The sequence below is a fragment of the Streptomyces albospinus genome (assembly GCF_014648695.1).
Taxonomy (GTDB): Bacteria; Actinomycetota; Actinomycetes; order Streptomycetales; family Streptomycetaceae; genus Streptomyces; species Streptomyces albospinus.
Genome location: NZ_BMRP01000055.1, coordinates 1 through 26132, shown reverse-complemented (window position 1 = coordinate 26132; position 26132 = coordinate 1). Strand labels below are relative to the sequence as shown.

The 26132-nt window shown below is 73.8% G+C and carries 26 protein-coding genes; 14 read left to right on the top strand and 12 right to left on the bottom strand.

What is annotated here, in order from left to right:
- Positions 1-198 precede the first annotated feature (198 nt).
- On the bottom strand, positions 199-1365 hold the full coding sequence (locus IEZ17_RS36715) for an alkene reductase (protein WP_189307960.1): 1167 nt from the start codon (positions 1363-1365) through the stop codon (positions 199-201).
- Positions 1366-1509: 144 nt separating this feature from the next.
- Here IEZ17_RS36715 and IEZ17_RS36710 point away from each other — a divergent pair, with 144 nt between their 5' ends.
- Together IEZ17_RS36710 and IEZ17_RS36705 are read left to right on the top strand one after the other, a co-directional pair.
- On the top strand, positions 1510-2208 hold the full coding sequence (locus tag IEZ17_RS36710) for an HAD family hydrolase (protein WP_189307958.1): 699 nt from the start codon (positions 1510-1512) through the stop codon (positions 2206-2208).
- A 50-nt stretch (positions 2209-2258) separates the two neighbouring features.
- Entirely contained in the window at positions 2259-2675 is a 417-nt protein-coding gene (locus IEZ17_RS36705) for an NUDIX domain-containing protein (protein ID WP_229852991.1), read from the top strand.
- On the opposite strand, the gene IEZ17_RS36700 is transcribed toward IEZ17_RS36705, so the two are convergent.
- Together IEZ17_RS36700 and IEZ17_RS36695 are read right to left on the bottom strand one after the other, a co-directional pair.
- Positions 2672-4405, bottom strand: coding sequence for an ABC-F family ATP-binding cassette domain-containing protein (locus IEZ17_RS36700; protein ID WP_189307956.1), 1734 nt, complete (start codon positions 4403-4405; stop codon positions 2672-2674). The two genes, IEZ17_RS36705 and IEZ17_RS36700, sit on opposite strands and share 4 nt — an antisense overlap.
- A gap of 322 nt (positions 4406-4727) precedes the next feature.
- The gene (locus IEZ17_RS36695) at positions 4728-6131 is read right to left on the bottom strand and encodes a cytochrome P450 (RefSeq protein WP_189307954.1); all 1404 of its coding nucleotides are present in this window, start codon (positions 6129-6131) and stop codon (positions 4728-4730) included.
- 120 nt (positions 6132-6251) lie between these two features.
- Between IEZ17_RS36695 and IEZ17_RS36690 the strand changes: the two genes are divergently transcribed.
- The 3 genes from IEZ17_RS36690 to IEZ17_RS36680 all read left to right on the top strand — a co-directional run bounded on the left by IEZ17_RS36690 (position 6252) and on the right by IEZ17_RS36680 (position 8778).
- Positions 6252-6668: a (2Fe-2S) ferredoxin domain-containing protein gene (locus IEZ17_RS36690; protein ID WP_189307952.1), complete on the top strand. Its 417-nt coding sequence runs from the start codon at positions 6252-6254 to the stop codon at positions 6666-6668.
- A 137-nt stretch (positions 6669-6805) separates the two neighbouring features.
- Positions 6806-7636, top strand: a complete 831-nt coding sequence (locus IEZ17_RS36685) for a response regulator transcription factor (protein WP_308427748.1) — start codon at positions 6806-6808, stop codon at positions 7634-7636.
- Positions 7633-8778, top strand: coding sequence for a sensor histidine kinase (locus IEZ17_RS36680; protein WP_189307950.1), 1146 nt, complete (start codon positions 7633-7635; stop codon positions 8776-8778). Before IEZ17_RS36685 ends, IEZ17_RS36680 begins: the two co-directional genes overlap by 4 nt.
- A 243-nt stretch (positions 8779-9021) precedes the next feature.
- On the opposite strand, the gene IEZ17_RS36675 is transcribed toward IEZ17_RS36680, so the two are convergent.
- The 5 genes from IEZ17_RS36675 to IEZ17_RS36655 form a co-directional block, all read right to left on the bottom strand.
- Positions 9022-10371, bottom strand: a complete 1350-nt coding sequence (locus IEZ17_RS36675) for a hypothetical protein (protein WP_189307948.1) — start codon at positions 10369-10371, stop codon at positions 9022-9024.
- Between the two features lie 256 nt (positions 10372-10627).
- Positions 10628-11920, bottom strand: a complete 1293-nt coding sequence (locus IEZ17_RS36670) for an MFS transporter (protein ID WP_189307946.1) — start codon at positions 11918-11920, stop codon at positions 10628-10630.
- Entirely contained in the window at positions 11917-12477 is a 561-nt protein-coding gene (locus IEZ17_RS36665; RefSeq protein WP_189307972.1) for a helix-turn-helix domain-containing protein, read from the bottom strand. Before IEZ17_RS36665 ends, IEZ17_RS36670 begins: the two co-directional genes overlap by 4 nt.
- Before the next feature lie 226 nt (positions 12478-12703).
- Entirely contained in the window at positions 12704-13336 is a 633-nt protein-coding gene (locus tag IEZ17_RS36660) for a cytochrome b/b6 domain-containing protein (protein ID WP_229852990.1), read from the bottom strand.
- The gene (locus IEZ17_RS36655) at positions 13320-14108 is read right to left on the bottom strand and encodes a molybdopterin-dependent oxidoreductase (RefSeq protein WP_373300053.1); all 789 of its coding nucleotides are present in this window, start codon (positions 14106-14108) and stop codon (positions 13320-13322) included. Before IEZ17_RS36655 ends, IEZ17_RS36660 begins: the two co-directional genes overlap by 17 nt.
- Positions 14109-14315: 207 nt before the next feature.
- Between IEZ17_RS36655 and IEZ17_RS36650 the strand changes: the two genes are divergently transcribed.
- The 8 genes from IEZ17_RS36650 to IEZ17_RS36615 all read left to right on the top strand — a co-directional run bounded on the left by IEZ17_RS36650 (position 14316) and on the right by IEZ17_RS36615 (position 21065).
- Positions 14316-15212 (top strand): DMT family transporter, encoded by an 897-nt coding sequence (locus IEZ17_RS36650; protein ID WP_189307941.1) that lies wholly within the window; start codon positions 14316-14318, stop codon positions 15210-15212.
- A 98-nt stretch (positions 15213-15310) separates the two neighbouring features.
- Positions 15311-15976, top strand: coding sequence for a TetR family transcriptional regulator (locus IEZ17_RS36645; RefSeq protein WP_189307939.1), 666 nt, complete (start codon positions 15311-15313; stop codon positions 15974-15976).
- Positions 15977-16118: 142 nt separating this feature from the next.
- A complete protein-coding gene (locus IEZ17_RS36640) occupies positions 16119-16652 on the top strand; it encodes an NUDIX domain-containing protein (protein WP_189307937.1) in 534 nt (177 codons plus the stop codon).
- A gap of 64 nt (positions 16653-16716) precedes the next feature.
- Complete coding sequence (locus IEZ17_RS36635) at positions 16717-17127, top strand: YidH family protein (RefSeq protein ID WP_189307935.1); 411 nt, start codon at positions 16717-16719, stop codon at positions 17125-17127.
- 3 nt (positions 17128-17130) lie between these two features.
- Positions 17131-17502 (top strand): DUF202 domain-containing protein, encoded by a 372-nt coding sequence (locus IEZ17_RS36630; protein WP_189307934.1) that lies wholly within the window; start codon positions 17131-17133, stop codon positions 17500-17502.
- A gap of 102 nt (positions 17503-17604) precedes the next feature.
- On the top strand, positions 17605-18582 hold the full coding sequence (locus tag IEZ17_RS36625) for an MBL fold metallo-hydrolase (RefSeq protein ID WP_189307931.1): 978 nt from the start codon (positions 17605-17607) through the stop codon (positions 18580-18582).
- Positions 18583-18774: 192 nt separating this feature from the next.
- Positions 18775-19827, top strand: coding sequence for a phosphotransferase family protein (locus IEZ17_RS36620; protein WP_189307929.1), 1053 nt, complete (start codon positions 18775-18777; stop codon positions 19825-19827).
- Between the two features lie 5 nt (positions 19828-19832).
- Positions 19833-21065 carry an acyl-CoA dehydrogenase family protein gene (locus IEZ17_RS36615; protein WP_189307928.1) on the top strand — a complete coding sequence of 411 codons (1233 nt, stop codon included), beginning with the start codon at positions 19833-19835 and terminating at the stop codon, positions 21063-21065.
- A gap of 78 nt (positions 21066-21143) precedes the next feature.
- Here IEZ17_RS36615 and IEZ17_RS36610 read toward each other — a convergent pair whose 3' ends face one another.
- The 3 genes from IEZ17_RS36610 to IEZ17_RS36600 form a co-directional block, all read right to left on the bottom strand.
- Positions 21144-21755 carry a TetR/AcrR family transcriptional regulator gene (locus IEZ17_RS36610; protein ID WP_189307926.1) on the bottom strand — a complete coding sequence of 204 codons (612 nt, stop codon included), beginning with the start codon at positions 21753-21755 and terminating at the stop codon, positions 21144-21146.
- 26 nt (positions 21756-21781) lie between these two features.
- Positions 21782-23443 (bottom strand): AMP-binding protein, encoded by a 1662-nt coding sequence (locus tag IEZ17_RS36605; RefSeq protein ID WP_189307923.1) that lies wholly within the window; start codon positions 23441-23443, stop codon positions 21782-21784.
- A gap of 236 nt (positions 23444-23679) precedes the next feature.
- A complete protein-coding gene (locus tag IEZ17_RS36600) occupies positions 23680-24447 on the bottom strand; it encodes an SDR family oxidoreductase (RefSeq protein ID WP_189307921.1) in 768 nt (255 codons plus the stop codon).
- Positions 24448-24663: 216 nt separating this feature from the next.
- Here IEZ17_RS36600 and IEZ17_RS36595 point away from each other — a divergent pair, with 216 nt between their 5' ends.
- Positions 24664-25926, top strand: coding sequence for an exo-beta-N-acetylmuramidase NamZ family protein (locus IEZ17_RS36595; RefSeq protein ID WP_189307919.1), 1263 nt, complete (start codon positions 24664-24666; stop codon positions 25924-25926).
- 42 nt (positions 25927-25968) lie between these two features.
- On the opposite strand, the gene IEZ17_RS36590 is transcribed toward IEZ17_RS36595, so the two are convergent.
- Positions 25969-26132 (bottom strand): AIR synthase-related protein (locus tag IEZ17_RS36590; protein WP_268249885.1); only part of this gene is annotated, 164 nt, incomplete at its 5' end.

Below are 26132 nucleotides of genomic sequence, written 5' to 3'. Positions count from 1 at the left end.
TACACGGGGGCGCGGTGAACCGTAGCAATCCGGGCAGTGGCACCCTGGCTACGCCAGCCGCAGCTCGCCCCGCATCACCGGCGTGTGCGTATGGTTCAAGTCCCCCCTCGGACACCAGTAGTACACACCAGCGGTGCTGGCCGGTTTTCGGTCGGCACCGTTTCTGGTTTTCGGGGTTTCCGGGGTTCCCGGTGATTTTCAGGGCTGTTGGCCGGGGTTGTCCTGCCAGGTGCTGACCGGGTGGTCGACGTAGCCGCGGGCTCCGCCGCCGTAGTACGTGGTGGGGTCGCCGGTGGCCAGGTCGCGGCTCAGGGCGAAGCGGGTGACCAGGTCGGGGTTGGCGATGAAGTGGGTGGCGAAGGAGACGGCGTCGGCGGTTCCGGCCTCGATGGCGGCGTTCGCGGTCTCGCGGTCGAAACCGTTGTTCGCGTTCAGCGGGCCGTGGAAGCGGTGGCGGTAGCGGGCGAGCGCCGCGGTGTCGGGGCGGGCGTCCGGGGTCGGGCGGTCGGGTCCGCGGAGGTGCAGATAGGCCACGGGGTGGTCGTTCAGCGCGGTGACGAGTTCGTCGTGGTCGGCGAGGGTGGCGGCGTCGGGCCGGAAGAGGTCTCCCGCGGCCAGGTACGGCCCCAGGCGGACTCCCACGCACCGGCCGTCCCAGGGCTCGGCGACCGCGTCGACGATTTCCAGCAGCAGCCGCCGGCGGCGGGTGCGGTCGCCTCCGTAGGCGTCGGTGCGGTGGTTCAGCCGCGGGTTGAGGAACTGCGCGATCAGGAACGTGCCGAGGGCCGCGATCTCGACGCCGTCGAAGCCCGCCTGGCGGGCGTTGTGTGCGGCGGCGCGGTAGTCGGCGACGGTGGCGGCGATCTCGGCCGGGGTCATCGCGCGGGGCGTGACGGTCTCCTGGAATCCGGTGGTGGTGAAGGACCGGGTCCGGGGGTTGACCGGTGACGGCCCCGCGGGCACCCGGCCGCCGAGGTGGTCGGGGTGCGAGGCGGCACCGGTGTGCCAGAGCTGCATCACGATCCGGCCGCCGAGGGCGTGCACGGTGTCGGTGACCCGCCGCCATGCGGTCACCTGTTCCGCGCTGTAGATCCCGGGGACGTCGGCGAAGCCGATCGCCTGCCTGCTGACCCAGGTCGCCTCGGTGATGATCAGCCCCGCGCTCGCCCGCCGGCCGTAGTAGTCGGCGTGCATCGGCGTCGGCACCAGCCCGTCGCGGGCGGCGCGGGCGCGTGTGAGGGGGGCCATGACGACCCGGTTGGGGAGGCGGAGGCCGGCGAGGTCCATGGGGCGGAGCAGGGGCTGGTGGTGGGGGGCGGAGGGGGACGTGGGGGTGGGTGTCGGAGTGGGGGTGGTCGCGGTCATGGTGGGGGCTCCTTGGCGTCGGGTCTGTTGTCGGTGCGTGGAGTCGACGTCGGGGAGGGGCGGGAGGTGACCGGTGCGGGCGGTGCGGCTGCGCGGATTTTCCGGTGCGGGTGGGTGGGGTGGCTGCGTAGGGTGCCCGGGTCGGTGGATGGCGAGAGGGGCGCACGGGTGCTGATCTTCGATGCGGATGACACGTTGTGGGAGAACAACGTGATCTTCGAGCGGGTGATTGACGAGTTCACGGGGTGGCTGGCGGGGCCGGGGTTGGACCGGGCCGGGGTGCGGGCCGTACTGGACGGGATCGAGGCGGCGAACGCGGTGACGCAGGGGTACGGGAGCAAGGTGTTCCTGCGGAGTCTCGGGGAGTGCGTGGCGCGGGTGCGGGGGCGGGCCGCCACGGAGGACGAGTTGGGGCGGATCGCCGGGTGGGAGGCGGCCTTCACCGGGGCCCGGCCGGAGTTGATCGCGGGGGTGCCCGAGACGCTGGCGGAGCTGGCGCGGCGGCACGAGTTGCTGCTGCTGACCAAGGGGGACACCGAGGAGCAGGAGCGGAAGGTGGCGGCGTCGGGGCTGGCCGGGCACTTCCGGGCGGTGCACGTCGTGCCGGAGAAGAACGTGGCCACGTATGAGGAGGTGACGCGGGCGCACGGGCTGGTGCCGGAGGAGACCTGGATGATCGGGAACTCGCCGAAGTCGGATATTTTGCCGGCGCGTTCGGCGGGGCTCAATGCGGTGTTCATTCCGCACGCCCACACCTGGGTGCTGGAGCACGGGGAGCTGGATCCGGCGGATGCGAAGGTGCTGCGGCTGGAGAAGTTCGCCGAGTTGCTGACGCACTTCTGAGCGGGGCGGAGGGAATTGCCGTGACGGGTGGGACGCCGAAGGTGTCGTGTGTGTTCGTGTGCCATGACGGGGGCGGCCGGGTGCTGCTGGCGCGGCGGAGCGCCGGGGCCCGGGACGAGCCGGGCACCTGGGACTGCGGTGCCGGGGCGCTGGAGTTCGGGGAGACCTTCGAGGCCGCGGTGGGCCGGGAGGTGTACGAGGAGTACGGGGTGCGGCCCGTGGGGGTCGAGCGGATCGGCGTGCGGAACGTGCTGCGCGGGGATCCGGTCACCTCGCACTGGGTGGCGGTGGTGTTCGCCGTGGAGGTGGCGGCGGAGGCGGTGCGGATCGGGGAGCCGGAGAAGTTCGACGCGGTGGGGTGGTTCGCCCCGGACGCGCTGCCGGAGCCGCTGCATTCGCAGTGCGGGGAGAGCCTGCGGCTGTTCGGTGCGACGAGCGCAGGCTCTCCCCCGGCGGATGGGCCCTAGGGGGTCAGGGCCTGGAGCGGTTCGGTGTCGGTGAGGTGGCCGGATTCGACGGTCAGCCAGCGGGTGAGCGACAGCTCGTGCAGGAAGCGGGTGTCGTGGCTGACGACGAGGAGGGCGCCCTCGTAGGAGTGGAGGGCGGTGACGAGGCGGCGGACGGAGGACATGTCGAGGTTGTTGGTCGGTTCGTCGAGGAGGAGGAGCTGGGGGGCCGGTTCGGCGAGGATCAGGGCCGCGAGTGAGGCCCGGAAGCGCTCGCCGCCGGAGAGGGTGCCGGCCTGCTGGTCGGCGCGGGCGCCCTTGAACAGGAAGCGGGCCAGGCGGGCGCGGACGCGGTTGTTGGTGGCGTCCGGGGCGTAGCGGGCGACGTTCTCGACGACGGTGAGGTCGTTGTGGAGGACCTCGTCGAGGCGCTGCGGGAGGAAGCGGTGCGGGACGTGGACCTCCGCGGTGCCCGCGGTGGGCGGGAGTTCACCGGTGAGGGTGCGCAGCAGGGTGGTCTTACCGGAGCCGTTTCGGCCGGTGACGGCGATGCGCTCGGGGCCGCGGATCTCCAGGTCGGCCCGGGTGCCGTAACGGGTGTGCAGGCCGCGGAGGGTGAGGACGCCGCGGCCGGGCGGTACCGCGGTGTGCGGGAGGTCGATGCGGATCTCGTCGTCGTCGCGGACCGCTTCGGCGGCCTCGTCGAGGCGTTCTCTGGCCTCCTTGAGGCGTTCGGTGTGCATGATGCGGTGTTTGCCGGCGGAGACCTGGGCCTCGCGCTTGCGCGCGTTCATGATGATCTTGGGTTCGCGCTTCTGCGCGTACATCTTGTTGCCGTAGCGGACCCGACGGGCCAACTTGACGTGTGCGTCGGCCAGTTCGCGCTTCTGGCGGGCGACATCGGCCTCCGCGACCCGCACCATCCGCTCGGCCGCCTCCTGCTCGACGGCGAGGGCCTGTTCGTACGCGGAGAAGTTCCCGCCGTACCAGTGCACGCCCACCCGTCGCCCACCACCACCCTCGGCCGGGGCTCCCCCGGACTCCGTCCGGGGGGACCCCCGGTGCGCCGCCCCTCTCGTCACCCGGAGGTCGGCGATCCGGTCGACGCGTTCGAGGAGTTCGCGGTCGTGGCTGACCACGAGGAGGACGCCGGACCAGGCGGCGACCGCGTCGTGGAGGCGCCGGCGGGCGGCGTGGTCGAGGTTGTTGGTGGGCTCGTCGAGCAGGAGTACGTCCGGGCGGCGCAGGAGCAGGGCGGCCAGCCGGAGCAGCACGGACTCGCCGCCGGAGATCTCGCCGACGGTGCGGTCGAGACCGATGCCGGACAGGCCGAGCTGGTCGAGGGTGGCGTGGGCGCGTTCCTCCACGTCCCAGTCGTCGCCGACGGCATCGAAGTGCTCCTCGCTCGCGTCGCCGCCCTCGATGGCGTGCAGTGCGGCGCGGACCTCGGCGATGCCGAGCGCCTGGTCGACGCGGAGGTGGGTGTCGAGCGGGGCGCGCTGCGGGAGGTGGCCGACCTCGCCGGCGGTCCGGACGCTGCCCTCGGTGGGGGTCAGTTCGCCGGCGATCAGCCTCAACAGGGTTGACTTCCCCGATCCGTTGAGGCCGATCAGGCCCGTACGGCCGGGGCCGACGGCGAGTTGGAAGTCTTCCAGGACGGGGGTGCCGTCGGGCCAGGTGAAGCCGAGGCCGGTGCAGACGACGGACGCCGTGGAGGCGGCGGGAGAAGAGGCGGCGGGGGGCTTTGACATGCAGGTCTCCTGGGAGGTGCGCGGGTGGGTGGCGAGCTGCGCAGGGAGACACCGCGGGGAACGTCAGGGAAGCCGGGGTACGCCGTACGTACGCCGAGGTCGCGGACGGGCCACGCGGGGCGGGGATCGCGGAGCGAATCACCGGTCGCGGGCGCGGTGTCTCAAGACCTCAGACGAGCAACGGCCTTCTCCTATCGGCGGGGGCACTGACGACTTCGACGGTAGGGGGTGGGGACGGAAAATGCAAACGCTATTTTTGTTGCGTTTGACGGAGTGGCGCGGGTGGCGCCCGCCGGGAGTGCGGCGGGCGCCGTCGCGGCGGTCAGACGGCGCGGAGGCGGACGCGGGCCGGGCCGGCGGCCTGGAGGGTGATACCGGCGGCGACCGGGACGTCCTGGTCGACGGCGGTCAGCTCGTGGGAGCGGAGCAGGGTCGCCAGGGCCAGCACCGACTCCAGCATGGAGAAGTGCTGGCCGATGCAGGCGCGCGGCCCGCCGCCGAACGGGAACCAGGCGTAGCGGTGCCGGCCGGCCTCGCGTTCGGGCGTGAAGCGGTCCGGATCGAAGCGCTCCGGGTCCTCCCAGAGCGCCGGGTTGCGATGGGTCACCCAGGGGGCGACGACGACATCGGCACCGGCCGGGACGGCGAATCCGGCGATCTCGGTGGCCGCCACGGCCCGGCGGCTGACGACCGGGGCCGCCGGGTAGAGCCGCATGGACTCCTTGAACGCCCGGGTGAGGCGCGGGAGGCGGTCCAGGTCGGCGGCGGTGGGGGTGCCCTCGCCGAGGACCTGGCGGATCTCGTCGCGGATCCGGGACTGCTCCTCGGGGTGCCGGGCGAGGAGGTGCAGGGTGAACGCCATGGAGGTGGCGGTGGTTTCGTGGCCCGCGAGGAGGAAGATCAGCACCTGTTCGCGGACCTCGGTGGCGTCGAGGGTGCCGTCCTCCTCGTTGCCGGCGGCGGCCAGCAGGGAGAGCAGGTCGTCGGTGTCCGGGGTGTCCGCGGAGCCCTTGCCGGCGGCCGTGCGGCGTTCGGCGATGATGCGGTCGCAGAGGGCGTTGAGCTCGGCGGTGACCTCGCGCGCCCGGAGGTTCCTGGGGGTGGGCCAGTCCCGGGGCATCTTCAGGGGGTTGTACGCGCGGCGGACGACGTAGTCGTTGACGACCGGGAGGCAGCGGTCGATGGCCTCGACGGCCGCCTCCACGTCCAGGCCGAAGAGGATCCGGGCGACGGTGCGCAGGGCCAGCCGGTTCATCTCGGGGACCAGGTCGACCGCGCCGCCGGCCGACCGCCAGCGGGCGGCGACCGCATCGGCCTCGGTGGTGACGGCCGAGGCGTAGCCGTCGACCCGGCGCTTGGTGAACAGCGGCTGCACCAGCCGGCGTTGGCGGAGGTAGTCGGCGTCCTGGCTGGTGAGCAGGCCGTTGCCGAACGCCTGGCGGACCTCCTCGTAGAGCGGGTGGTCCTTGCGGAAGTTGGCGGCCTGGGAGGCGAGGATCTGCTGGACGCCCTCGGGGGCGAAGACGGCGAAGAAGACGCTGCGGAGTCCGGGCGGGCCGGCCTCCAGGCGGACCACGTCGCCGTGTTCGCGCTGGGCTCTTAAAAAGGCGCCGAGGGAGTCGCGGCGGAGGTCGAGCAGGGAGCCGATGACAGGGAGACCGGCGGGGCCGGGGATGTCGGTCCGGGGTCCGGGGGCGGGACGGGAGGGGGAGTTGGTCAGGGACATGCTCACATTCCTATCCATTTTCCGGCCGGCTAAATGGCAGGTCGCGTCGGGCGGGCAGCGGGCGCGGGCGGGGGGCCACCGGCCGCGGGGGCGGGCACGGCGTCCCCGTACCATGGCCGGATGATCAACAAGCGTGCCGGGCGGACGGCCGGTGCCACCGCGAGTCAGTGCCGGGTCACCGTCTGCCGCGGCTGCTGCTGCGGGGACGGGGCCAAGATCCCTGGGGTCGACCACGCCGGGCAGATACCCCGGCTGCGGGCGGCGCTCGACGGCGCGGCGCCGGTGCGCGCCTCGGACTGCCTGGACGTCTGCGACCAGGCGAACGTGGTCGTGGTGCAGCCGTCGGCGGCCGGGCGGGCCGCGGGCGGGCGGCCGGTGTGGCTGGGGCTGGTCAACGACGATGAGGCGCTGGCGGACATCGCCGCCTGGATACGGGCCGGCGGGCCGGGAATCGCGGAGCCGCCCGGGGTGCTCGACCTGTACGCGATCACGGTGTCGCGGCGGGTGCGGGAGGGCCTGGACGGCCAAGGGGCCTGAGCGGCGCCCGCGGTGCGTACGGGGCCGGCGCCCCGGGTTACCGGATTCTTACGGAACCGGCCCCCGGCGCGCGGTGCGGCGTCCGCTGGTGTTGGGTGGAGGTATGAGGTATCTCCCGGGAAGGGCACGCTGAGCCCGTGCGCCCCGCCACCCCGCCCGCTCCCCCGCCCGGTCCCGCCCAGGGGCCCGCGCCGGGGCCGCCGCGCCGTGTCCTGGTCGTCGAGGACGACCCGACCGTCGCCGAGGTCGTCACCGGCTATCTCTCCCGCGCCGGCTACACCACCGCGCATGCCGCCGACGGGTTCACCGCGCTGGAGCGCGCCGCGGACTTCCGCCCCCATCTCGTCGTCCTCGACCTGATGCTGCCGGGCGTCGACGGCCTGGAGGTGTGCCGCCGGCTGCGGCAGACCGGCGAGGGCCCGGCGGTCCCGGTGGTGATGCTGACCGCGCGCGGCGAGGAGGCGGACCGGATCCTCGGGCTGGAGCTGGGCGCGGACGACTATGTGACCAAACCGTTCAGCCCCCGGGAGCTGGTGCTGCGGATCGGTTCGGTGCTGCGCCGGGCCGAGGCGGCGCCGCCGGCCGCGGCGCCCGCGCCCGTACTGCGGGCCGGGGATCTGACCGCCGACCCCGGCGGCCGGCGGGCCCACCGCGCGGGCCGGGAACTGTCCCTCACGGCGCGCGAGTTCGATCTGCTGGTGTTCCTGATACGGCACCCCGGGCGGGTCTTCTCGCGGGAACAGCTGTTGCAGCGCGTCTGGGGCTGGGAGTTCGGCGATCTGTCGACCGTGACGGTGCATGTGCGGCGGCTGCGGGAGAAGATCGAGGCGGATCCGGCGGCGCCGCGGCTGGTGACGACGGTGTGGGGCGCCGGGTACCGCTTCGATCCCGGCGGCGGTGAGGTGATCATGGCGGGCGAGGCGGCTCCGCGCGAGGCGGCGCCCGGGGGCGGCGAGTCGCGGGCATGACGGACTTTCTGGTCATCGTGGCGCTGGCGGCGCTCGGTGCGGCGGTGGTGGGCCTGCTGGCCGCGCCCGCCGTACGGGCGCTGCGGCGGCGGTCGGTGGCGCTGTCGCTGTTCGCGGTGGCGGCGCTGGCGGTGGCCGCGATGGCGGCCGGCACGGTGGCGGTGGCCCAGGCGATGTTCCTGTCCGGGCACGACCTGGGCGTGGTGATGGCCGTGGTGGCCGTCTCCGGGGTCGTCTCGCTGGCCGCCGCGCTGCTGTTCGGGCGGCGGATCGCGGCGGGCAGCCGGGAGCTGGCACGGTCCGCGCGGACGGTCGGCAGCGAGGGCGGTTTCGTGGCGCCCGGTGAGCCGCCGACCGCCGAACTCGCCGCGCTGTCACAGGCGTTGGAGGAGACCAGCGGCCGGCTGGCCGAGGCCCGGGAACGCGAGCGGGCGCTCGACGCCTCGCGCCGTGAGCTGATCGCCGGGATCTCGCACGATCTGCGCACCCCGCTCGCCGGGCTGCGGGCGATGGCCGAGGCGCTGGAGGACGGGGTCGCCGAGGACACCGCCCGCTACCACGCGCGGATGCGGATCGAGGTGGACCGGCTGGCGGCGATGGTCGACGACCTCTTCGAGCTGTCCCGTATTCAGGCCGGGGCGCTGGCGCTGACGTTGTCGCGGGTCTCGGTGTACGACCTGGTGGACGACGCGCTGGCGGGCGCCCGGCCGCTGGCACGGGCGAGCGGGGTGCGGCTGGTGGACGGCGGGGTGGTGCCGCTGCCGGTGCGGGTGGACGCCCAGCAGATCACCCGCGTGCTGGGCAATCTGCTGGTCAACGCGATCCGGGCGACACCGGAGGACGGCACGGTCGCGGTCAGCGCGCACCGCGCCGAGGGGCGGGTGGTGCTCGCGGTGCAGGACGGCTGCGGCGGGATTCCGGCCACGGACCTTGCCCGGGTGTTCGACACGGGGTGGCGCGGTGGCTCGGCGCGTACCCCGCGGGCGGACGGGGCGGACGGCGGGGCCGGTGCGGGGCTGGGGCTCGCGATCGTCCGCGGGATCGTCGAGGCGCACGAGGGCCGGGCCACGGTGCGCAATACGGGAGCCGGGTGCCGGTTCGAGGTGGAGCTGCCGGAGGCCGGGCCGGCGCGTGCGGGGTGAGGTGGCCCCGTACGCGGCGCGGGACCGTCCCGTCGTGACCGGTCCGGCTCCGCGTCGGACTCCAGGCCTGCCGCGACCGGTTCAGCCGAGAGAGGGCGAGGCCGGGGAATCTCAGGTGATGCGGCCCCGGCCGGCGTACGCAGGATGCTGTCCCGGCTGATCCGGCTGATCCGGCTGATCCGGCTGATCCGGCTGATCCGGCTGATCCGGTCCGCCTCCGCCGAGGCGGAGTGCGGACAGGCGCTAGCCGTCGATGGGGACGATCTGGGAGTCGGTGACGGCGTAGCGGCCATCGGTCCAGTACGGCGCCGCGCCGGGTGAGGTCTGCTTGTCCTTACCGGTGAGGGCGTCCAGCACCACCGGACCGTTGTCTGTCCGGCCGTAGACCACGCCGTGCCAGGCGCCGGTCACTTGGGGCGCGATCCGTCCCGAGGCGTCGGGCAGTGACCAGAGCACCTTCCCGCTGTGCGGATCCATGCCGAAGGCCACGTCGCCTCCGCAGACCACCACGGACCGCTGGTCGTAGCTGCACCGTCCCGGGAGGCTCAGGCTCCCCGTCCCGGCCGCGGCCGACGGGCCCTGGAAAGGCGACTCCTTGCCCGTCGCGATGCCGACCACCGTGTTCTGCCCGGAGCCCTTCAGTCCCTGCACCAACAGCAACTCGGGTCCGGCCGCTACGACGGTGGGGGCGTCGGTGTCCTTCGACCACGTGGTGGAACCGTCGCGCACGGCCTTGGCCTGCACCGGCTGCGGCTTCCCGGACCCGTCGTCGCGTACGCCGGCGACCTGCCCGGCGGCCACCGACTTCGGGGTGAGGCCGGGGTCGCCCCACACCGCCTTGCGCGCGGCCAAGTCGACGACCGCGACGCCCACTTCGCTGCCGTCGAGGGACGAGGTACCGGAGACCTGCACCACGGCCATCGTGCCCTGGAGGCCGATCACGGCGGTCCGGATCGCGTGGCGCTGGAAGTCCGTCCGGGTGAAGTCGGTGTTCGCGAACTCCTTGGGCAGTTCCACCACTTGCCGCCAGACGAACCGCGCGCTGCCCGCGTCGACGGCCACCACTTCGATCGCGTTGTGGTCGGGCGTGGTGCCCTGCCCGCGGATGGTGACACCGAAGGTCTGCACGACCAGGTCGTGCCCGCCCACCTTGGCGGCCTGGGGCAGGGCGAGGTCGGAGCGCACCGCGTCCACGGAGTTGTCCGCCTCGCTGGACCGGTGCTGGGGGGTGAAGGTCGCCCGCGTGGAACCGGTGGCCGGGTCGATGGCCAGCAGCCCCTGGGAGGTCGCGGCCCATGCGGTGTCACCGTGCAGCAGGACGTGCGGGGCGGCGATGGTCTTGGTGGTGACGTCCTGGACGTCCTGCAGCACCGCGGCGGGCAGCGCGACGCCCTTCGACGCGAACTTCGTGGGTGGGTCATACGCCTTACGCTGCGGTCGCGTCGGATGGACGTCGGCCCCACCCGGCTGCGCTCCACCGCCGCCGCACCCGGCAACCCCCAACAGCACCGACGCGGCGACGAACGCGCCCACCGCGCCCCGGGCGCAACGTATACGCGCCGTGCCACCGCTCCACGTGCGGTTCTGACTCATACCCCGTGTCCCTCTCCCAAGATCAGCTGTAGCCAGGGCAGGACCCTATCCCGAACACACGGGCGAGAGCGGCGAGTTTCCCGCGGCACCGGCGACCGACCTCGGCGGGACCGTTTCCGGCGGCACGGACCTGCGGTGCCGGACGGCACCGGGGCCGTCGGCCGGCGCTTCGCTGGTCTCCGGAAGACGGGACAGGATCGCCGCGCCTGGGCGGTGACGGGCGCACCCCGCCGCGCTGCGCGGACTCCCGGCGCCCTCAGCGCAGTTCGGCGCCGTGCCGCGCCTCGGGGGCGCCGCGGCCGTCCGCCGGCTCCGTGCGGCGGGTGGGCAGGTCGCGGGCGGTGCGGACCGGTGAGGCGAGCAGGATCAGGGCGGCGAGCGGGACCCCGGCGGTCGTGATCCACATGGCCGTGCGGACGCCGAGCGTGGCACCGAGCGCACCGCCGAGCAGCGCGCCGAGCGGCAGCGTGCCGTAGCTGAGGAACGCGGTGCCGGCGGTCAGCCGGCCGAGCAGGGCGGGTGGGCAGTAGCTCTGCTGGAAGCCCGCCTTGAGGACGTTGCCGGCCACCACGCCCGCGGAGACCCCGAACCCGCCCACGACGTACAGCAGCGCCCCGGGCCCGCCGGTGGTGAGCGGGATCAGCAACGCCACGGTGGGCAGGGCGAGTTCGAACAGCAGGGTGGCGCGGGCGGTGCCGATGCGGGCGGCGGTCCGGCGCACCGCGAAGGCACCCGCGACACCACCCGTGCTCGCCACGGCGAGCAGGATGCCGACCGTCCCCGGCGACAGCCCGGCCTCGCGGACCAGGAAGACCGGCAGGATGGACTGATACCCCATCAGGGCGAGGTTGGAGGCGGCGCCGAAGAGCGTCAGCGTACGGAACCAGACATCGCCGGCCACCAGCCGCAGCCCCTCGGCGACCTCGGCGACGAGCGAGCGCGGGGCGCGCTCCCCGGCGTCCGGGCGCGGTTCGCGGTGCCGGATGCCGAGCAGGCAGAGCAGGGAGAGCAGGTGGGTGGCAGCGGTGGCGGACAATCCGTCGACGGCGCCCGCGAGTTGGACGAGGAGACCGCCCGCGCCCTGCCCGGCGAGCTGCGCCGCCGACGCGCTGCCGTGCAGCTTGGCGTTGCCTTCCGGCTGGTCGGCCGGGTCGAGGAGGGTGGGCAGGTAGGCGCTGTACGCGGTCTGGAAGAGCACCGCTGCGGCACCGGTCAGCAGGGCCACCGCGATCAGCACGCCGAGGCCGAGCCCGCCGGCCCGGGCGAGGAGCGGGACGGCGGCGAACAGCACTGCCGAGAGCGCGGCGGCGCCCAGCATCAGGGGGCGGCGGCGCAGCCGGTCCACCCACACCCCGACCGGGAGCCCGATCAGCAGCCAGGGCAGCCAGCCGCAGGCGCTGAGCAGCGCGACCGCGAACGTGTCGGCGCGCAGCGTGGCGACGGCGACCAGCGGCATCGTCACCCGGGTGACCGAGGCCCCGAACTTGCCCGTCGTCTCGCCGCACCACAGCAGCCGGAAGTCGCGGTGGCGGTGGAGCAGGCCGGTCACCGATCGGCCCGATCGGTGCGCTCCGCGCGGGGGAAGGACTGGACCTGGACGACGACCGGCCGGTTCTCCGGGGCGGGTTGCCCGGAGGCGGCCCGGTACCGGTCGATGACACCCGCCAATTCGCCGTTCAGCGCCGTCAGTTGATCGGGCGTCAGCCGGAGGTCGGCCCACTGCGCGATCGCGCCCGCGTCCCGCCACCGCGCGGGCCAGTCCTCGGCGAGATAGCCGGCGACTCGGTGGAAGTGCTGCTGGACGATTTCGTGGACGTAGACGGAGAGCGGGCCCCGGGCGTCCGGATCGTCGCGGAAGTCGGTGGTGTTGAGCTGGTGGGAGACGCCGGCGGCCCGCCACCACCGCTCGCGCCGGGTGCCGCGGCCGGTCTCCTCCTCGATGAAGGCGTGGTCGGCGAGATGGCGCAGATGCCAGCTGACCGTGCCGGTGTTCTCGCCGAGCCGCCGCGAGAGGCCGGTGGCGGTGTCCGGGCCGTCCAGCGTGAGCAGTTCCAAGATGCGCATCCGCAGCGGGTGCGCCAGGGCACGCAGGCTGCGGGCGTCCATCCGGCGGGTGGGGCGCGGCGGGGACGGAGCGGGGCCGCCGCCGGCGGGTGCGCCGGGCGTACCGGCCGCGGGTGTCCCTGCGTCGGACATCGCAGCGTGGGATATCGCAGCGTGGGATATCGCAGCGGGCGGCAGCTCGGCGTCAGGCGTCTCGGCATCGGTCATGGATCACAGCGTAGGAATCCAGAGACTTCTTCGCAGAGAGTTCTCTGCAATTGCTCGGGAGCTATTCGGGCGCCTCCCAGAGCGGATGCTCGCGCTCGGCCCAGCGCGCGTCGACCGCCCCCGTCCGCATCCCGCGCCGCGCCTCCGGCTCGCCGTACGCCTTCCAGACATGGCCGGAGACCACGACGACCACGGCGAGGGCGAGCCAGTCGTGGACGAAGGTGGCCCCGGTGCGCCAGAGCAGCGGGGCGAGGTGCGGGAACCACATCAGCAGGCCGGTGGCGAGCATGACGAGCACGGCGCCGGCGATCCAGGCGGCGTAGAGCTTCTGGCCGGCGTTGAACTTGCCGGCCGGGCGGCGGCCCTTGTGGCGGCGGAGCGCGGCCCGCAGCCAGCGGCGGTCGTGCGGGCCGTAGCGGTTGAGGCGGGTGAGGTCGGCGCGCAGCGCGCGGGAGGCCAGGCCGAGCAGCAGCGGGACGGGCAGCAGGATGCCGGCCCATTCGTGGACGGTGACCATGAGGGCGCGGCGGCCGACGAGTTCGGCGAGGAAGGGGAGGTAGAGGCAGCCCGCGGTCAGGACGCAGACGGACATGAGGGTGGCGGTGGTGCGGTGCACCCAGCGTTCGGCGGGGGTGAAGCGGGCGATCCGCCCGGCAGGAGTCCCAACCGCGCCGCCGTCAGGTCGTCGGGGCATCGTCGCGTCCGTTCGAGCGGCCGACCCAGGCGTCGACGTCATAGCCGCGCTCCTCCCAGAAACCGGGTTCCACCCGGTCGGTGACGGTGATCTTCGACAGCCATTTCGCCGACTTGTAGAAGTACATGGGGGCGACGTAGAGGCGGACCGGGCCGCCGTGGTCGTGGCCGAGGGGCTTGTCCTGCATCCGCAGGGCCACCAGGACGTCGTCGCGGCGGGCCTGGTCGAGGGTCAGGGATTCGGTGTAGGAGCCGTCGAAGCAGGTGAAGCGGACCGCCCCGGCCTGCGGGTGGACGCCGGCGGCGGCCAGCAGCGCGCCGAGGCGCACGCCCTCGAAGGGGGTGCCGGGCACCCGCCAGCCGGTGACGCACTGGACGTCGTGCACGAGCCGGGTCTGCGGAAGGCGGCGCAGGTCGGCGAGGCGGTAGGTGGCGGGGCGGCTCACCAGGCCGTCGACGGTGAGGCGGTAGGTGCGCTCGTCCTTGCGCGGGACCGAGCCGGTGACCGAGTAGTAGCGGAATCCGCCGCCGGCGGGGAGCAGGCCGGAGAGCCCGGTGGGGTCCTTCTGGGCGGCGGCGCCGAGGGTGCTGTCGTAGGCGCGCTGGAGGAGCGGCGCGGCGGCGATACCGGCGGCGCCGGCCGCGAGCATGCCCAGCACGACGCGGCGGCCGACGGGGGTGCCGCGGCCGTCCGCGCCCTGCCGCTGGTCGCCGTGGTCGTCCGGGTCGCGGGCCGGCTGCGGCTCCGGCTGCGGGTGCGGGTCCTGTGTCACGGCTCGATTCGAGCATCCGGCGGGCGCGTGGACCAGACGTCGGGCCCCGGCGTCAGACTTTCGTCACCGTTGCCCGCAACGGCCGGTCACCGGGTGGTACAGACGGGTGCGCGCGAGAATGGTGGGTGACGAGGGCCACCCGGAGGCCGTGCCCGGGTGGCTATCCTCGGGCGCATCCCCACCCCGGCGCGATACGAGGTGTGCGACGTGACGGTGATTCTGCTCGCCCTTGGCGCGGCGTGCTGCCTGGGCACCGGATTTGTCTTCCAGCAGATCGCGGCACAGCACGCCCCACCGCAGGACTATCTCTCCCTGCGGCTGCTGCTCGACCTGGTGCGGATGCCGCGCTGGGTGGCCGGGATCGCGCTGATGGTGGCGGGGATGGCGCTGGGCGCGGTGGCGCTGGGCATGGGGGACATCACCCTCGTCGAGCCGCTGATGGCGACGAATCTGCTGTTCGCGATGGCGCTGGCCCGGCGCATCTCCCGGCAGCGGCTGGGCCGCAGCGGGTGGGCCGGGCTGTGGCTGCTGGGGGGCGGGGTGACCGCGTTCATCGTGGCGGGGCGCCCGCACGGCAGCCGGAACAGCGAGGTCGGGCAGCTGGCGCAGTGGCTGATCATGGGTGGGGTGCTGGGCGCCGCGCTGCTGCTGGCGGCCGTCGCCAAACGGGAGCGGGTGCACGTGAGCCTGGAGGCCGCGCTGCTGGGGGTGGCGGCGGGGCTGCTCTACGGGTTGCAGGACGCGCTGACCCGGATCAGCGGGGTGCGGTTCGGCGCCGGCGGCTGGGGCGCGCTGCTGACGAGCTGGCAGCCGTACGCGATCGTGGTGCTGGGAGTGCTGGCGCTGGTGATGGTGCAGAGCGCCTTCGAGTCCGCGCCGCTGCGGATGTCGCTGCCCGCGCTGACCGCCGCCCAGCCGCTGGCCGGCATCGCCTGCGGGGTGGGGTTCCTCGGCGACCAGCTGCGGGTGACGACCGGCGCGCTGGCCTGGGAGGCGGCCGGGATCGCGGCGGTGGTGGCGGGGATCGTGCTGATCGGGAGCCATCCGGCGATGCCGCCGGGGGCCGGGAAGGCCGCGAGCGCACGGGAGCTCCAGCCCCGCTGAGGCGCGCGCCGGCCGCCCGGCGTGCGGGCCCGCGCCTTCCTGCTCACTCGTGCCGGGCCCGCCTCGCTTCTGTTAATGCCCGGCATCAAAATGGCTGCATGCCCAGAACATCGGGTCCCGAGACCCGGGAGAAGCTGATCCGCGCCGCCGAGGAGATCTTCGCGGCGCAGGGTGTGGACGGCGCCCAGACCCGTGACATCGTCGCGCTGGCCGGCCAGAGCAATCCCTCGGCCGTGCAGTACCACTTCGGCTCCCGGGCCGGTCTGCTGGAGGCCGTGACGGCCGGGCGGCTGGCCCGTACGGAAGCGGCCCTGGCGCCGCTGCTGGCCGCCGCGGAGACCGGCCGGCCGGCGCTCCGCGACCTGCTCGGGATGCTGGTCACAGCCGAGGCCACCGAGCTGCGCGACGACCGGGGGCGGCGCTGTCTGCGGATCTCCGCCCAGCTCAGCCACGAGAGCGGGATACGCACCCGGACCCCGCACCCGACGCTGGCCGGGACCGCGTACTGGCGGCTGCTCTGCCGGGTCGAGGACGCGCTGGCGGCGGCCGGGCTGCCGGAGGCGCTGCGGCTGGAGCGGCTGGACCTCGCGCTGACGCTGATCGGCGCGGCGATGGCCGACCGGGCCACGCACTACCTCGACGGCACCGAACCCCTGACCGACGAGGAGCTGTTCCTCGCCGATCTCACCGGGACGACGGAAGCCTTCCTGCTCGCCGCCGCCCCCGGGACCACCCCGCCGCCGCCACCGCGGAGTTCCCCCTGAGCGGGTCCGCCCCGGCATCCGCACCGAGCCGTCCGGCAGGACCGTCATCGTCACCGGCGGTGCCTGCGGGCCGTCCTCACCGACGTGCCGGCGGAGGCGTCCCGGCGGGTGGGGTCGCCGCCGCCGGTGGTTGCATGGCGCCATGACAGATCAGCAACCGCTCAACGCGGACGAAATCCTCGATGTCGTCGACGAGCACGACCGGGTCGTCGGGCAGGCCCCGCGCGGTGAGAGCTACGCCCGCCGGCTGCGCACCCGGTGTGCCTTCGTCCTGGTCCGGGACGCCGAGGACCGGATCTTCGTGCACCGGCGGACGCCGCAGAAGCTGGTGTTCCCGTCGCACTACGACATGTTCGTGGGCGGCGTGGTCGGAGCCGGCGAGTCGTACGACGAGGCGGCGCTCCGGGAGGCGGAGGAGGAGCTGGGCGTCCAGGGTCTGGCGCGCCCCGAGCCGCTGTTCCGCTTCCTGTACGAGACGCCGGAGCACACCTGGTGGTCGGCGGTGTACCAGGTGCGCTGCACCCTTCCGGTCGCGCCCCAGGAGACGGAGATCGACTGGTACGCGTTCCTGCCGGAAGAGGAGCTGCACCGGCGGCTGGACGAGTGGCCGTGGACGCCGGACGGGCTGGCCGCCTACCGGGAGCTGACCGCCCGGCGGGATGCCGGGGAGCTCTGAGCGGACCGGCATCCGGGGCCCGTCCGGTGGGTCGGGGCCGGAGAACGCACCTAGTGTTTCAGCCATGATCCTTTCCGACGGGCTGCGGACGGCCGCCACGAGCGTGCGGCTGTGGTTCTCGCCCGCGCGGATCCGCGCGGAGGGCAGCACCCCCGACTACCGCTTCTCGCTCGCCAACGAGCGCACCTTCCTCGCCTGGCTGCGCACCGGTCTGGCGCTGGTGGGCGGCGGTTTCGCGGTGGACCAGTTCTTCCCGCGGCTGCACAGCAGCCTGCGGGCGAGCTTCACCGTCGTCCTGCTGGCGGGCGGGGCGCTGTGCGCGCTGCGGGCGGTCAACCACTGGGTGCGCTGCGAGCGGGCGATGCGGCGCGGCGAGGACCTGCCGGTCTCCCGGTTCCCGGCCGCCCTGGCGCTGGCGGTCGGCGGGCTGGCGGTGGCGGTGGCCGTGCTGGCGCTGATCGGCTGGACCGTCTAGCCGATGGGCGGCGGGCAGCGGCGGACGGCGGGCGGCGGCGGGCCGGCGCCGCGGCCGGCCGCGGACCGGGCCCCGGGGCTCCAGCCGGAGCGGACCCGGCTGGCCTGGCGGCGCACGACGCTGTCCGCGGCGGCGGTGGCGGTGCTGGCCGGCCGGCAGCTGCTGCACAGCCGGGCGCCGGGGCAGCTGGAGGTGGCGCTGACCGGGCTGGTGGGGCTGCTGTGGCTGGCGTTCACCGCGGTCGCGGACCTCCGGATGCGGGCGATGGCCACCGGCCGCCCGGCCCCGCTGCCGCCCCGGCTCGCGCTGCTGCTGGTCGGCTGCACGCTCGGGACGGCGGTGTGCGGCGCGGCCCTGCTGGTGCGGACCCGCTGAGGCGCGCCCGGCGGTACGGTGAGCCCGGCCGCGCCGACGTGGCGGCGTCCCCGGCCCCTCGCCTTCGCCGGGGCGCGGCAACCACCTTTCCGGGAGCGGAGCATGACCGAGCAGCAGAGCGGGGCGCCGGGCGGGAGCGACCCCGGGACGGGCGGGCCGAGCGGCCCCGAGCAGGTCCCCGAGCCCTATCTCACCGAACTCGCCCCAGGCGTCCATGCGTTCGTCCAGCCGGACGGCGGCTGGTGCCTGAACAACGCGGGCTTCGTCACCGACGGCGGCGCCACCCTGGTCGTGGACACCGCCGCCACCGAGCGCCGGGCGCGGCTGCTGCGCCGCCGGATCGCGGAGACCGGCGCCCCCGCGCCCCGTACGGTCGTCAACACCCACCACCACGGCGACCACACCTACGGCAACGGCGTGTTCGCGCCCGAGGCGGCGGTCATCGGGCACGCGGCGTGCCGCCGTGAGGTGCTGGCCGCGGGGCACCAACTGCACGCGGTCTGGCCGCATGTGACGTACGGCGACATCCGCATCACCCCGCCGGAGATCACGTACACCGACGAACTGACCGTGCACGTCGGTGAGTTCGAGGTGCGGCTGATCCATCCGGGGGTGGCGCACACCACCGGCGACACCCTGGTGTGGCTGCCGCGGCAGCGCATCGTGTTCGCCGGCGACCTGGTCTTCCACGGGGGCACGCCGTTCGTCTTCATGGGCTCGCTGGCCGGGTCGCTGCGGGCGATCGAGGTGCTGCGGTCGCTGGACGCGGCCACCGTCGTCCCCGGGCACGGTCCGGTGACCGGGCCGGAGGTCTACGACGGCATCGAGCGCTATCTGCGGTTCGTCGGCGAGCTGGCGCGCGCGGGGCGGGCGGCCGGGCGTACGCCGCTGGAGGTGGCGCGGGAGGCCGACCTGGGCGAGTTCGCGGAGCTGGCCGAGAGCGAGCGGCTGGTGGCGAATCTGCACCGGGCGTACGCGGAGCTGGCGGGCGCCGCGCCGGGAGAACCGCTGGACCCGGTGACCGCGTTCGGGGAGATGGCCGCACTGAACGGCGGGATGCTGCCGGCCTGCCATGCGTGAGCGGCCGGTCCGGGGCGGCTGACGGCCGGGGGTGGCCGGGCGCTCGACCCGGCGGACGGTGGCGGAAAGGCAGCGGGTGACGGACGCCCCACGGACGAGCACTGGACTCCATACCGACTAGTCGGCATGATCGTGCGGGCGACCACTGGTAGCCATGACCGTCCCACCGCCCACTCCACACGGAGGAGCACGATGAGCAACGGCACCCCTCCCCCGCCGGCCGCCGGCCGGGAGGCACCCCCCGGCCTCGACCTGGCGCGCCTGCGCGAGCACCTGGACCGGGAGCGGCCGGGCCTGGCCGGCGGGCCGCTGAGCGCGCAGCTGATCGAGGGCGGCCGGTCCAACCTCACCTATCGCGTCACCGACGGCGCCGCCTCCTGGGTCGTCCGCCGGCCGCCGCTCGGCCATGTACTGGCCACCGCGCACGACATGCGGCGCGAACACCGGGTGATCAGCGCGCTGCACGACACTCCGGTGCCGGTGCCGGAGGCGCTGCTGCTGTGCGAGGACGAGTCGGTCATCGGCGCGCCGTTCTATGTGATGGAGCTGGTCGAGGGCACCCCGTACCGGACCGCGCCCCAGCTGGCGCCGCTCGGCCCGGAGCGCACCCGGGCCGTGGTGCTCTCCCTCGTCGACACGCTGGTGGCGCTGCACGCGGTGGATCCGGCGGCGGCCGGGCTCGCCGACTTCGGCCGCCCGGACGGCTTCCTGGAGCGCCAGCTCCGGCGCTGGGGCAAGCAGTTGGCGGCGTCCAGGAACCGCGCACTGCCGGGGATCGACGAGCTGCACGAGGCCCTCGGCCGGGCCCTGCCGGCCTCCCCCGCACCCACCGTCGTCCACGGCGACTACCGCCTCGACAACGTGCTGGTCGGCGCCGACGACACCATCAAGGCCGTACTGGACTGGGAGATGTCCACGCTCGGCGATCCGCTGACCGACCTCGGACTGCTGGTGATGTACTGCACGGACCTCGGCCTGCCGAAGTCGCCGGTCAGCACCACCAGCGGCGCCCCGGGCCACCCCGGTCCGGACGAGCTGATCGCACGCTATGCCGCGCGCTCCGGCCGGGACACCTCCGGCATCGCCTGGTACACCGCCTTCGCCTGGTTCAAACTCGCCGTGATCCTCGAAGGCATCCACTACCGCTTCACGCTCGGTCAGACGGTCGGCGCGGGGTTCGACCGGATCGGCGAGCTGGTGCCCGCGTTCATCGACCGCGGACTGACCACCCTCAAGGAAGGCTGAGCCCCATGGACTTCGCATTCGACGCCCGCACCGAGGAACTGCGCCACAAGCTCCTGGCGTTCATGGACGAGTACGTCCACCCGGCCGAGCAGACCGCCCACGAGCAGCGGGCCGCGCTCGCCTCGCCGTGGGACACCCCGGCGGTGGTCGAGGAGCTGAAGGCCGAGGCGCGGCGGCAGGGGCTGTGGAACCTTTTCTTTGTGGACCAGCACAGCCTGCCGGACGAGGAGCACGGGGCCGGGCTGACCAACCTCCAGTACGCGCCGCTGGCCGAGATCACCGGCCGCAGCCCGCAGTTGGCGCCCACCGCGCTGAACTGCGCGGCGCCGGACACCGGCAACATGGAGGTGCTGGCGCAGTTCGGCGACGCGGCGCAGCAGAAGCAGTGGCTCCAGCCGCTGCTGGCGGGCGAGATCCGGTCGGCGTTCGCGATGACCGAGCCGGAGGTGGCCTCTTCGGACGCCACCAACATCGAGACCCGTATCGAGCGGGACGGCGACGACTACGTCATCAACGGCCGCAAGTGGTACATCTCCGGGGCGATGAACCCGCTGTGCCAGATCTTCATCGTGATGGGCAAGACCGACCCCGACGGCGCCGACATCCGCCGCCAGCAGTCGATGATCCTGGTGCCGCGGGACACCCCCGGCCTGACCGTCGCGCGCGCCATGCAGGTCTACGGCTACGAGGACCACTACCACGGCGGGCACGCGGAGGTCGTCTTCGACAACGTGCGGGTGCCGGTGGGCAATCTGATCGGCGAGGAGGGCGGCGGATTCGGCATCGCCCAGGCGCGGCTGGGGCCCGGCCGGATCCACCACTGCATGCGGCTGATCGGGATGGCCGAGCGGGCGATCGAGCTGATGTGCCGGCGGGCGGTGAGCCGCACCGCCTTCGGGAAGCCGCTGGCGCAGCAGGGCGTGGTCCAGGAGTGGATCGCGGACGCCCGGGTGGCCGTGGAGCAGCTGCGGCTGCTGGTGCTGAAGACCGCCTGGCTGATGGACACCGTCGGCAACAAGGGCGCGCACACCGAGATCCAGGCGATCAAGATCGCCACCCCGCGGACGGTCGTGGACATCCTCGACAAGGCGGTGCAGCTGCACGGCGCGGGCGGGGTCAGCCAGGACTTCCCGCTGGCGGAGCTGTGGGCCGGGGCCCGTACGCTGCGGCTGGCGGACGGGCCGGACGAGGTGCACCAGCGGTCGCTGGCCCGCCGCGAGCTCAAGCGGTATCTGTAACGGCGTTACGGTCCGGCGCCGGTCACGGCGCCGGACCGGTACCCGGCACGGCGTCAGGTACCGGTACCGCGTACGGCGTTACGGGCGAAGCGCCCTCAGCAGCAGCTCCGCCAGGTGGTCGGCGACCTGCTGCGGGCTCAGCGGCCCGTCCTCGCGGTACCACGTCCCCAGGTGGTGCACCGAGCCGAAGTGGTAGTCCACGACCAGGTCGGCGGGGATGTCGGCGGCGAACACCCCGGTGCGCTGGCCTTCTTCGATCAGCGCCCGGAACCGCTCGTGGTAGCGCCGCCGCTCGGCTCGCACCTGCTTGTCCTTCTCGGGGCCGAGGTGGTGCATCGAGCGGAAGAAGATCTTGGTGTCGTCGAGGTTCTCGATGGTGGTGACGACGACGTCCGCGGCGGCGTCCCGCAGTCGCTGCTCCACCGGTGCGTCGGCGTCCGCGAAGTGGTCCAGCCGCTCCTGCTGGAGCCGCAGCACCCGGCCGTAGACCTCGTGCAGGAGGTCGTCCTTGGAGCCGAAGTAGTGGTAGAGGGCGCCCTTGGTGACGCCCGCCGCGTCGACGATCTCCTGCACGGAGGTGCGGTCGTAGCCCTGCTCCGCGAACAGTCTGGTGGCGGTGGCCAGCAGCCGCTGCGCCACGGGCTTCGCGGTGCCGTCGCCGTTGCCGGTGCCGTCCTTCGTGCCGGCCATCGCCCTCACCTGTCCTTCGTACGTACTCATGCGCGGTGGCGCAGCTCCCGTCGGAGGATCTTGCCACTCGTGGTCTTGGGAAGCTCGGGCAGGATCTCCACCACCCGGGGATATTTGTACGCCGCGAGCCGCTCCTTGCAGTAAGCGGCCAGTTCGTCGGGGCCGGGGGAGGCGCCGGGACGCAGGCTGACGTACGCCTTGACGGTCTCGCCCCGGTAGGCGTCGGGCACGCCCACGACGGCCGCCTCGCGGACCGCCGGGTGGGTGTAGAGGACGTCCTCGACCTCCCGGGGCCACACCTTGAAGCCGGAGGCGTTGATCATGTCCTTCTTGCGGTCGACGACGTAGAGCCAACCGTCGCCGTCCATGAACCCGATGTCGCCGGTGCGCAGTTCGCCGTCCGGGATGCTCTCGGCGGTGGCGTCGGGACGGCGCCAGTAGCCGGGCACGACCTGCGGGCCGCGGACCGCGATCTCGCCCTGTTCGCCGAACGGCAGGTCGCGGCCCGCCTCGTCGATGATCCGTATGACGGTGTCCGGGCCGGGTACGCCGACCGCGAGGGTGCCGGAGACCTTGTCGACCGGTGCCTCGCGGCCGGGCGGGACGCTGGCGCAGGGGGCGGTGCACTCGGTCAGGCCGTAGCCGTTGTGGATGTACGGGCCGAAACCGGCGCGGAACTTCTCCACCAGGGCGGGCGGCAGCGGCGCGCCCCCGGAGCTCATCGTCCGGAAGGAGCCGAAGTGCCCGCGGGTGACGTCGGGGTGGGCCATCAGCGCCATGAAGGCGGTGGAGGGGCCGACCGTGTAGGCGGGGCGGTGCTCCAGGAAGGCGTCCAGGACGACGCCCGCCTCGAAGCGGTAGGCGAGCGCCAGGGTTCCGGTGTTGGCGATACAGGCGGCGAGTTCGCAGACCATTCCGGTGATGTGGAAGAGCGGCGCGAGCGCGAAGTAGGTGGCGCCGTCGGGGAGGGCGAGTCCGGTGCGCTGGCGTTCGGCGTTGTAGCTGATGTTGCCGTGGGTGTTGGTGGCGCCCTTGGGGGTGCCGCTGGTGCCGGAGGTGTAGCTGATCAGCGCGAGGTCGTCGGCGGCCGGCCCCGGGTCGGCGGGCACCGCGCGGAGCCGGCCGGCCACCCGGGCGGCGGTGAGCAGATCGTCGGCGCCCTCCTGGGGGCCGAGCCGTTCGCCGCGCAGCACCCTGGTGTCGTCGCGGGTCTGGAGCTCGCGTTCGCAGGCGGTGAGGGCGATGTGCACGGAGGGCGCCTCGGCGGCGGTGTCGCGCAGGAAGGCGTCCCAGGTGCGGTCCGCGCAGATGACGGCGACGGCCTCGGCGTCGGTGAGGATGTGCCGCATCTCGGCCGATTTGTACATGGGGTTGACGGGGACGACCACCCCGCCCGCCTTCCAGACACCGAGCACGGCCAGCACGAAGTGCGGGGTGTTCTGGAGCATGACGGCGGCCCGGTCGCCGCGCCGCAGGCCGCGCTCGGCGAGGTGGGCGGCGATGCCGTCGGAGAGCGCGTCGGTCTCGGCGTAGGAGAGCCGGCCGTCGAAGTAGGCGAGCGCGGTGCGGTCGGGGGCGCGGCGGACCGCGGCCCGGAAGGCGTGCAGCGGCGAGGGCGGGGGCTGGACGGGGGCGCGCTGGGCGTCGGTGAGCTGCGCCAGCCACGGCTTGTCCTGGTAGGAGGTCATCGGGGTGCGGCCCTTCCTTCCTGATGGTCCGTGCTCGTCCCTGGTCGTGCGGTCGGTGTCCGGGCGGTACGGCAGTCCGGCTGCCCGGCTGCCCGGCTGTCCGGCTGTCCGGCTGTCCGGCTGTCCGGCTGTCCGGCTGTCCGGCTGCCCGTGGATCCGGCCCGGCGGGCGTCCGTGCGTCCGGATGCCCGCCGGGCCGTAAGTCCCTGCGGGGATGGGCCCGTTGCGCCCGGTGGTCAGCCCTCGTTCCGCTCCTCCAGCTTTCGCTGGAGGTGGTTCATGCTGCCCAGCCAGCGGTCCGGGTCGGCGGCCCGCGCGGTGTAGTAGTCCGCGACCTCCGGGTGCGGCAGGACCAGGAAGCGGCCCTCCTCCATGGCCGCGAAGAGCGCGTCCGCGACGGCCTCGGGCTCCACGGCGGTGGGCGTCAGGACGAGGTCCCCGGCGGCCCCGGTGCCGGCCAGCATGTCGGTCCGTACGCCCTGCGGGCAGATGGCGTGGACCTCGATGCCGCGGTGGCGGTAGGTCAGCGACAGCCATTCGGCGAAGGCGTAGGCGCCGTGCTTGGTGACGCTGTACGGGGCCGCGGCGACCATGGTGAGCAGGCCCGCCGCGGACACGGTGGAGACGAACCGGCCGCCGCCGCTCGCCAGCCACTCCGGCACCAGTTCGCGTGCCGCCCGGACGTGGGCCATGACATTGACGTCCCAGGCCAGCGCCCAGTCGTCCTCGGGGGCATCGGGGCCGCCGCCGGTGCCGACGCCGGCGTTGGCGCAGAAGATGTCGATGGCGCCGCCCAGCGCCTCACGAGCCGGCGGCACGATGCCGGAGGCGGCGCCGGGGACCGCGATCGCCCCGATCTCCTCGGCGGTCTTGCGGGCCTTGGCCTCGTCCAGGTCGTTGACCGCGACGCGGGCCCCCTCGGCGGCGAACCGGCGGGCCAGTGCGGCCCCGATCCCGCCACCCGCTCCGGTCACGACTACGGCCTTGTCCCGTACGGATGCCACGCTGTGTCTCCCTCGATCGCTCCGGGTCGCCCGACTCGCTGGCAGGCAGACTAACCAGTCGGTATGTCCGAGCGGAAGAGCGGGTTCCCGACACCGCACCGGTTTCGGGCACGGCACCGGCTTCCGGCCCGGCCGGGCTCGTTCCGTCCCGGGGCGCGGAGCGTTAGCGTGCGCACGACACGGATCCGGTCCGGCACCGACCACGGAGGGGTGCGCATGGCTCTGTCGAGACGCGTTCTGCTGGGGCATCTGGCGGCGACCGGGGCAGCCGCGGCGGCGGTCACCGCGCCCCCCGCCCAGGCGGCACCGGAGCCCGCCGGCCGGCGGGTGCACACCGGCTTCGACCGGCTGGCCGCCGACGGCTACCGCCTGCTGGACGGCCGGCGGATCGGCATCGTCACGAACCCTACCGGGGTGACCCGGGACGTGAGGCACATCGTCGACGTCATGCATGCCGACCACCGGGTCCGGCTCACCGCCGTCTTCGGCCCGGAGCACGGCTTCAGGGGCACCGCCCAGGCGGGCGGCTCGGAGGGCCGGTACACCGATCCCGCCACCGGGCTGCCGGTCTACGACACCTACGACAAGAGCGGCCGGGAACTGGCGGACATCTTCACCGCGTCCGGCGTGGACACCGTCGTCTTCGACATCCAGGACGTCGGCGCGCGCTTCTACACCTACATCTGGACGCTCTACGACTGCATGGTGGCGGCCGTCGCGGCGGGCAAGCGGTTCGTGGTGCTGGACCGCCCCAATCCGGTCACCGGCCTGGCCGCGACCGGCCCCGTACTGGACCGGAAGTACTCCTCGTTCGTCGGCCGGGAGCCGATCTCGCAGGCGCACGGGATGACGGTGACGGAGCTGGCGCGGCTCTTCAACGGCGAGTTCGTGCCGCGGGCCGCCGGGCGGCCGGTGGCGCTGGAGACGGTTGCGATGACCGGCTGGCGGCGCGCCGACTTCTTCGACGCGACCGGGCTGCCCTGGGTGCCGCCCAGCCCCAACATGCCCACCGCGGACACCGCACTGGTCTACGCGGGCACCTGTCTCTTCGAGGGCACCAACCTCTCCGAGGGCCGCGGCACCACCCGGCCCTTCGAACTCCTCGGCGCCGAGGGCATCGACCGCCGGTGGGCCGCCGCCGCCACCGAACTGGGCCTGCCCGGCGTGCACTTCAGGGAGGCGTACTTCGCGCCGACCTTCTCCAAATTCCAGGGCACGACGATCGGCGGGCTCCAGCTGCACGTCCACGACCGCACCGCGTTCGATCCGGTGCGGACCGGTATCGGCCTGCTGGTGACCGCCAGACGGGTCTGGAAGGGCTTCGCCTGGCGGGCGGACCACTTCGATCTGCTGACCGGCTCCGCGACCGTGCGCACGATGATCGACGCGGGCGCCGGGACGGACGAGATCGCCGCGGCCTGGCAGGACGGGCTGACGCGCTTCCGGGCGGTGCGGGAGCGGTATCTCCGTTACCGCTAGCGGTTGTTGGGGGCCGCCGGTGCACCGCACCGCCGTCGCGCGCTACCCGGCATACGTGCCGACGAGTGCCGCGCCGGCGGTGCGGTCGCCGCGTTCGGTGATCTCACCGCCGACCCAGGCGTCCACGCCGCGGTCGGTGAGGGTGGCCAGGGCGGCGTCCACGGACTCCTGGGGCACGACGGCGATCATGCCGACGCCCATGTTCA

Coding starts and splice junctions, on each gene's coding strand:
- IEZ17_RS36715 (WP_189307960.1), bottom strand. CDS start 1,365: ATGACCGCGACCACCCCCACTCCGACACCCACCCCCACGTCCCCCTCC.
- IEZ17_RS36700 (WP_189307956.1), bottom strand. CDS start 4,405: ATGTCAAAGCCCCCCGCCGCCTCTTCTCCCGCCGCCTCCACGGCGTCC.
- IEZ17_RS36695 (WP_189307954.1), bottom strand. CDS start 6,131: ATGTCCCTGACCAACTCCCCCTCCCGTCCCGCCCCCGGACCCCGGACC.
- IEZ17_RS36690 (WP_189307952.1), top strand. CDS start 6,252: ATGATCAACAAGCGTGCCGGGCGGACGGCCGGTGCCACCGCGAGTCAG.
- IEZ17_RS36680 (WP_189307950.1), top strand. CDS start 7,633: ATGACGGACTTTCTGGTCATCGTGGCGCTGGCGGCGCTCGGTGCGGCG.
- IEZ17_RS36675 (WP_189307948.1), bottom strand. CDS start 10,371: ATGAGTCAGAACCGCACGTGGAGCGGTGGCACGGCGCGTATACGTTGC.
- IEZ17_RS36665 (WP_189307972.1), bottom strand. CDS start 12,477: ATGGACGCCCGCAGCCTGCGTGCCCTGGCGCACCCGCTGCGGATGCGC.
- IEZ17_RS36660 (WP_229852990.1), bottom strand. CDS start 13,336: ATGCCCCGACGACCTGACGGCGGCGCGGTTGGGACTCCTGCCGGGCGG.
- IEZ17_RS36645 (WP_189307939.1), top strand. CDS start 15,311: ATGCCCAGAACATCGGGTCCCGAGACCCGGGAGAAGCTGATCCGCGCC.
- IEZ17_RS36640 (WP_189307937.1), top strand. CDS start 16,119: ATGACAGATCAGCAACCGCTCAACGCGGACGAAATCCTCGATGTCGTC.
- IEZ17_RS36635 (WP_189307935.1), top strand. CDS start 16,717: ATGATCCTTTCCGACGGGCTGCGGACGGCCGCCACGAGCGTGCGGCTG.
- IEZ17_RS36630 (WP_189307934.1), top strand. CDS start 17,131: ATGGGCGGCGGGCAGCGGCGGACGGCGGGCGGCGGCGGGCCGGCGCCG.
- IEZ17_RS36625 (WP_189307931.1), top strand. CDS start 17,605: ATGACCGAGCAGCAGAGCGGGGCGCCGGGCGGGAGCGACCCCGGGACG.
- IEZ17_RS36620 (WP_189307929.1), top strand. CDS start 18,775: ATGAGCAACGGCACCCCTCCCCCGCCGGCCGCCGGCCGGGAGGCACCC.
- IEZ17_RS36615 (WP_189307928.1), top strand. CDS start 19,833: ATGGACTTCGCATTCGACGCCCGCACCGAGGAACTGCGCCACAAGCTC.
- IEZ17_RS36610 (WP_189307926.1), bottom strand. CDS start 21,755: ATGGCCGGCACGAAGGACGGCACCGGCAACGGCGACGGCACCGCGAAG.
- IEZ17_RS36605 (WP_189307923.1), bottom strand. CDS start 23,443: ATGACCTCCTACCAGGACAAGCCGTGGCTGGCGCAGCTCACCGACGCC.
- IEZ17_RS36595 (WP_189307919.1), top strand. CDS start 24,664: ATGGCTCTGTCGAGACGCGTTCTGCTGGGGCATCTGGCGGCGACCGGG.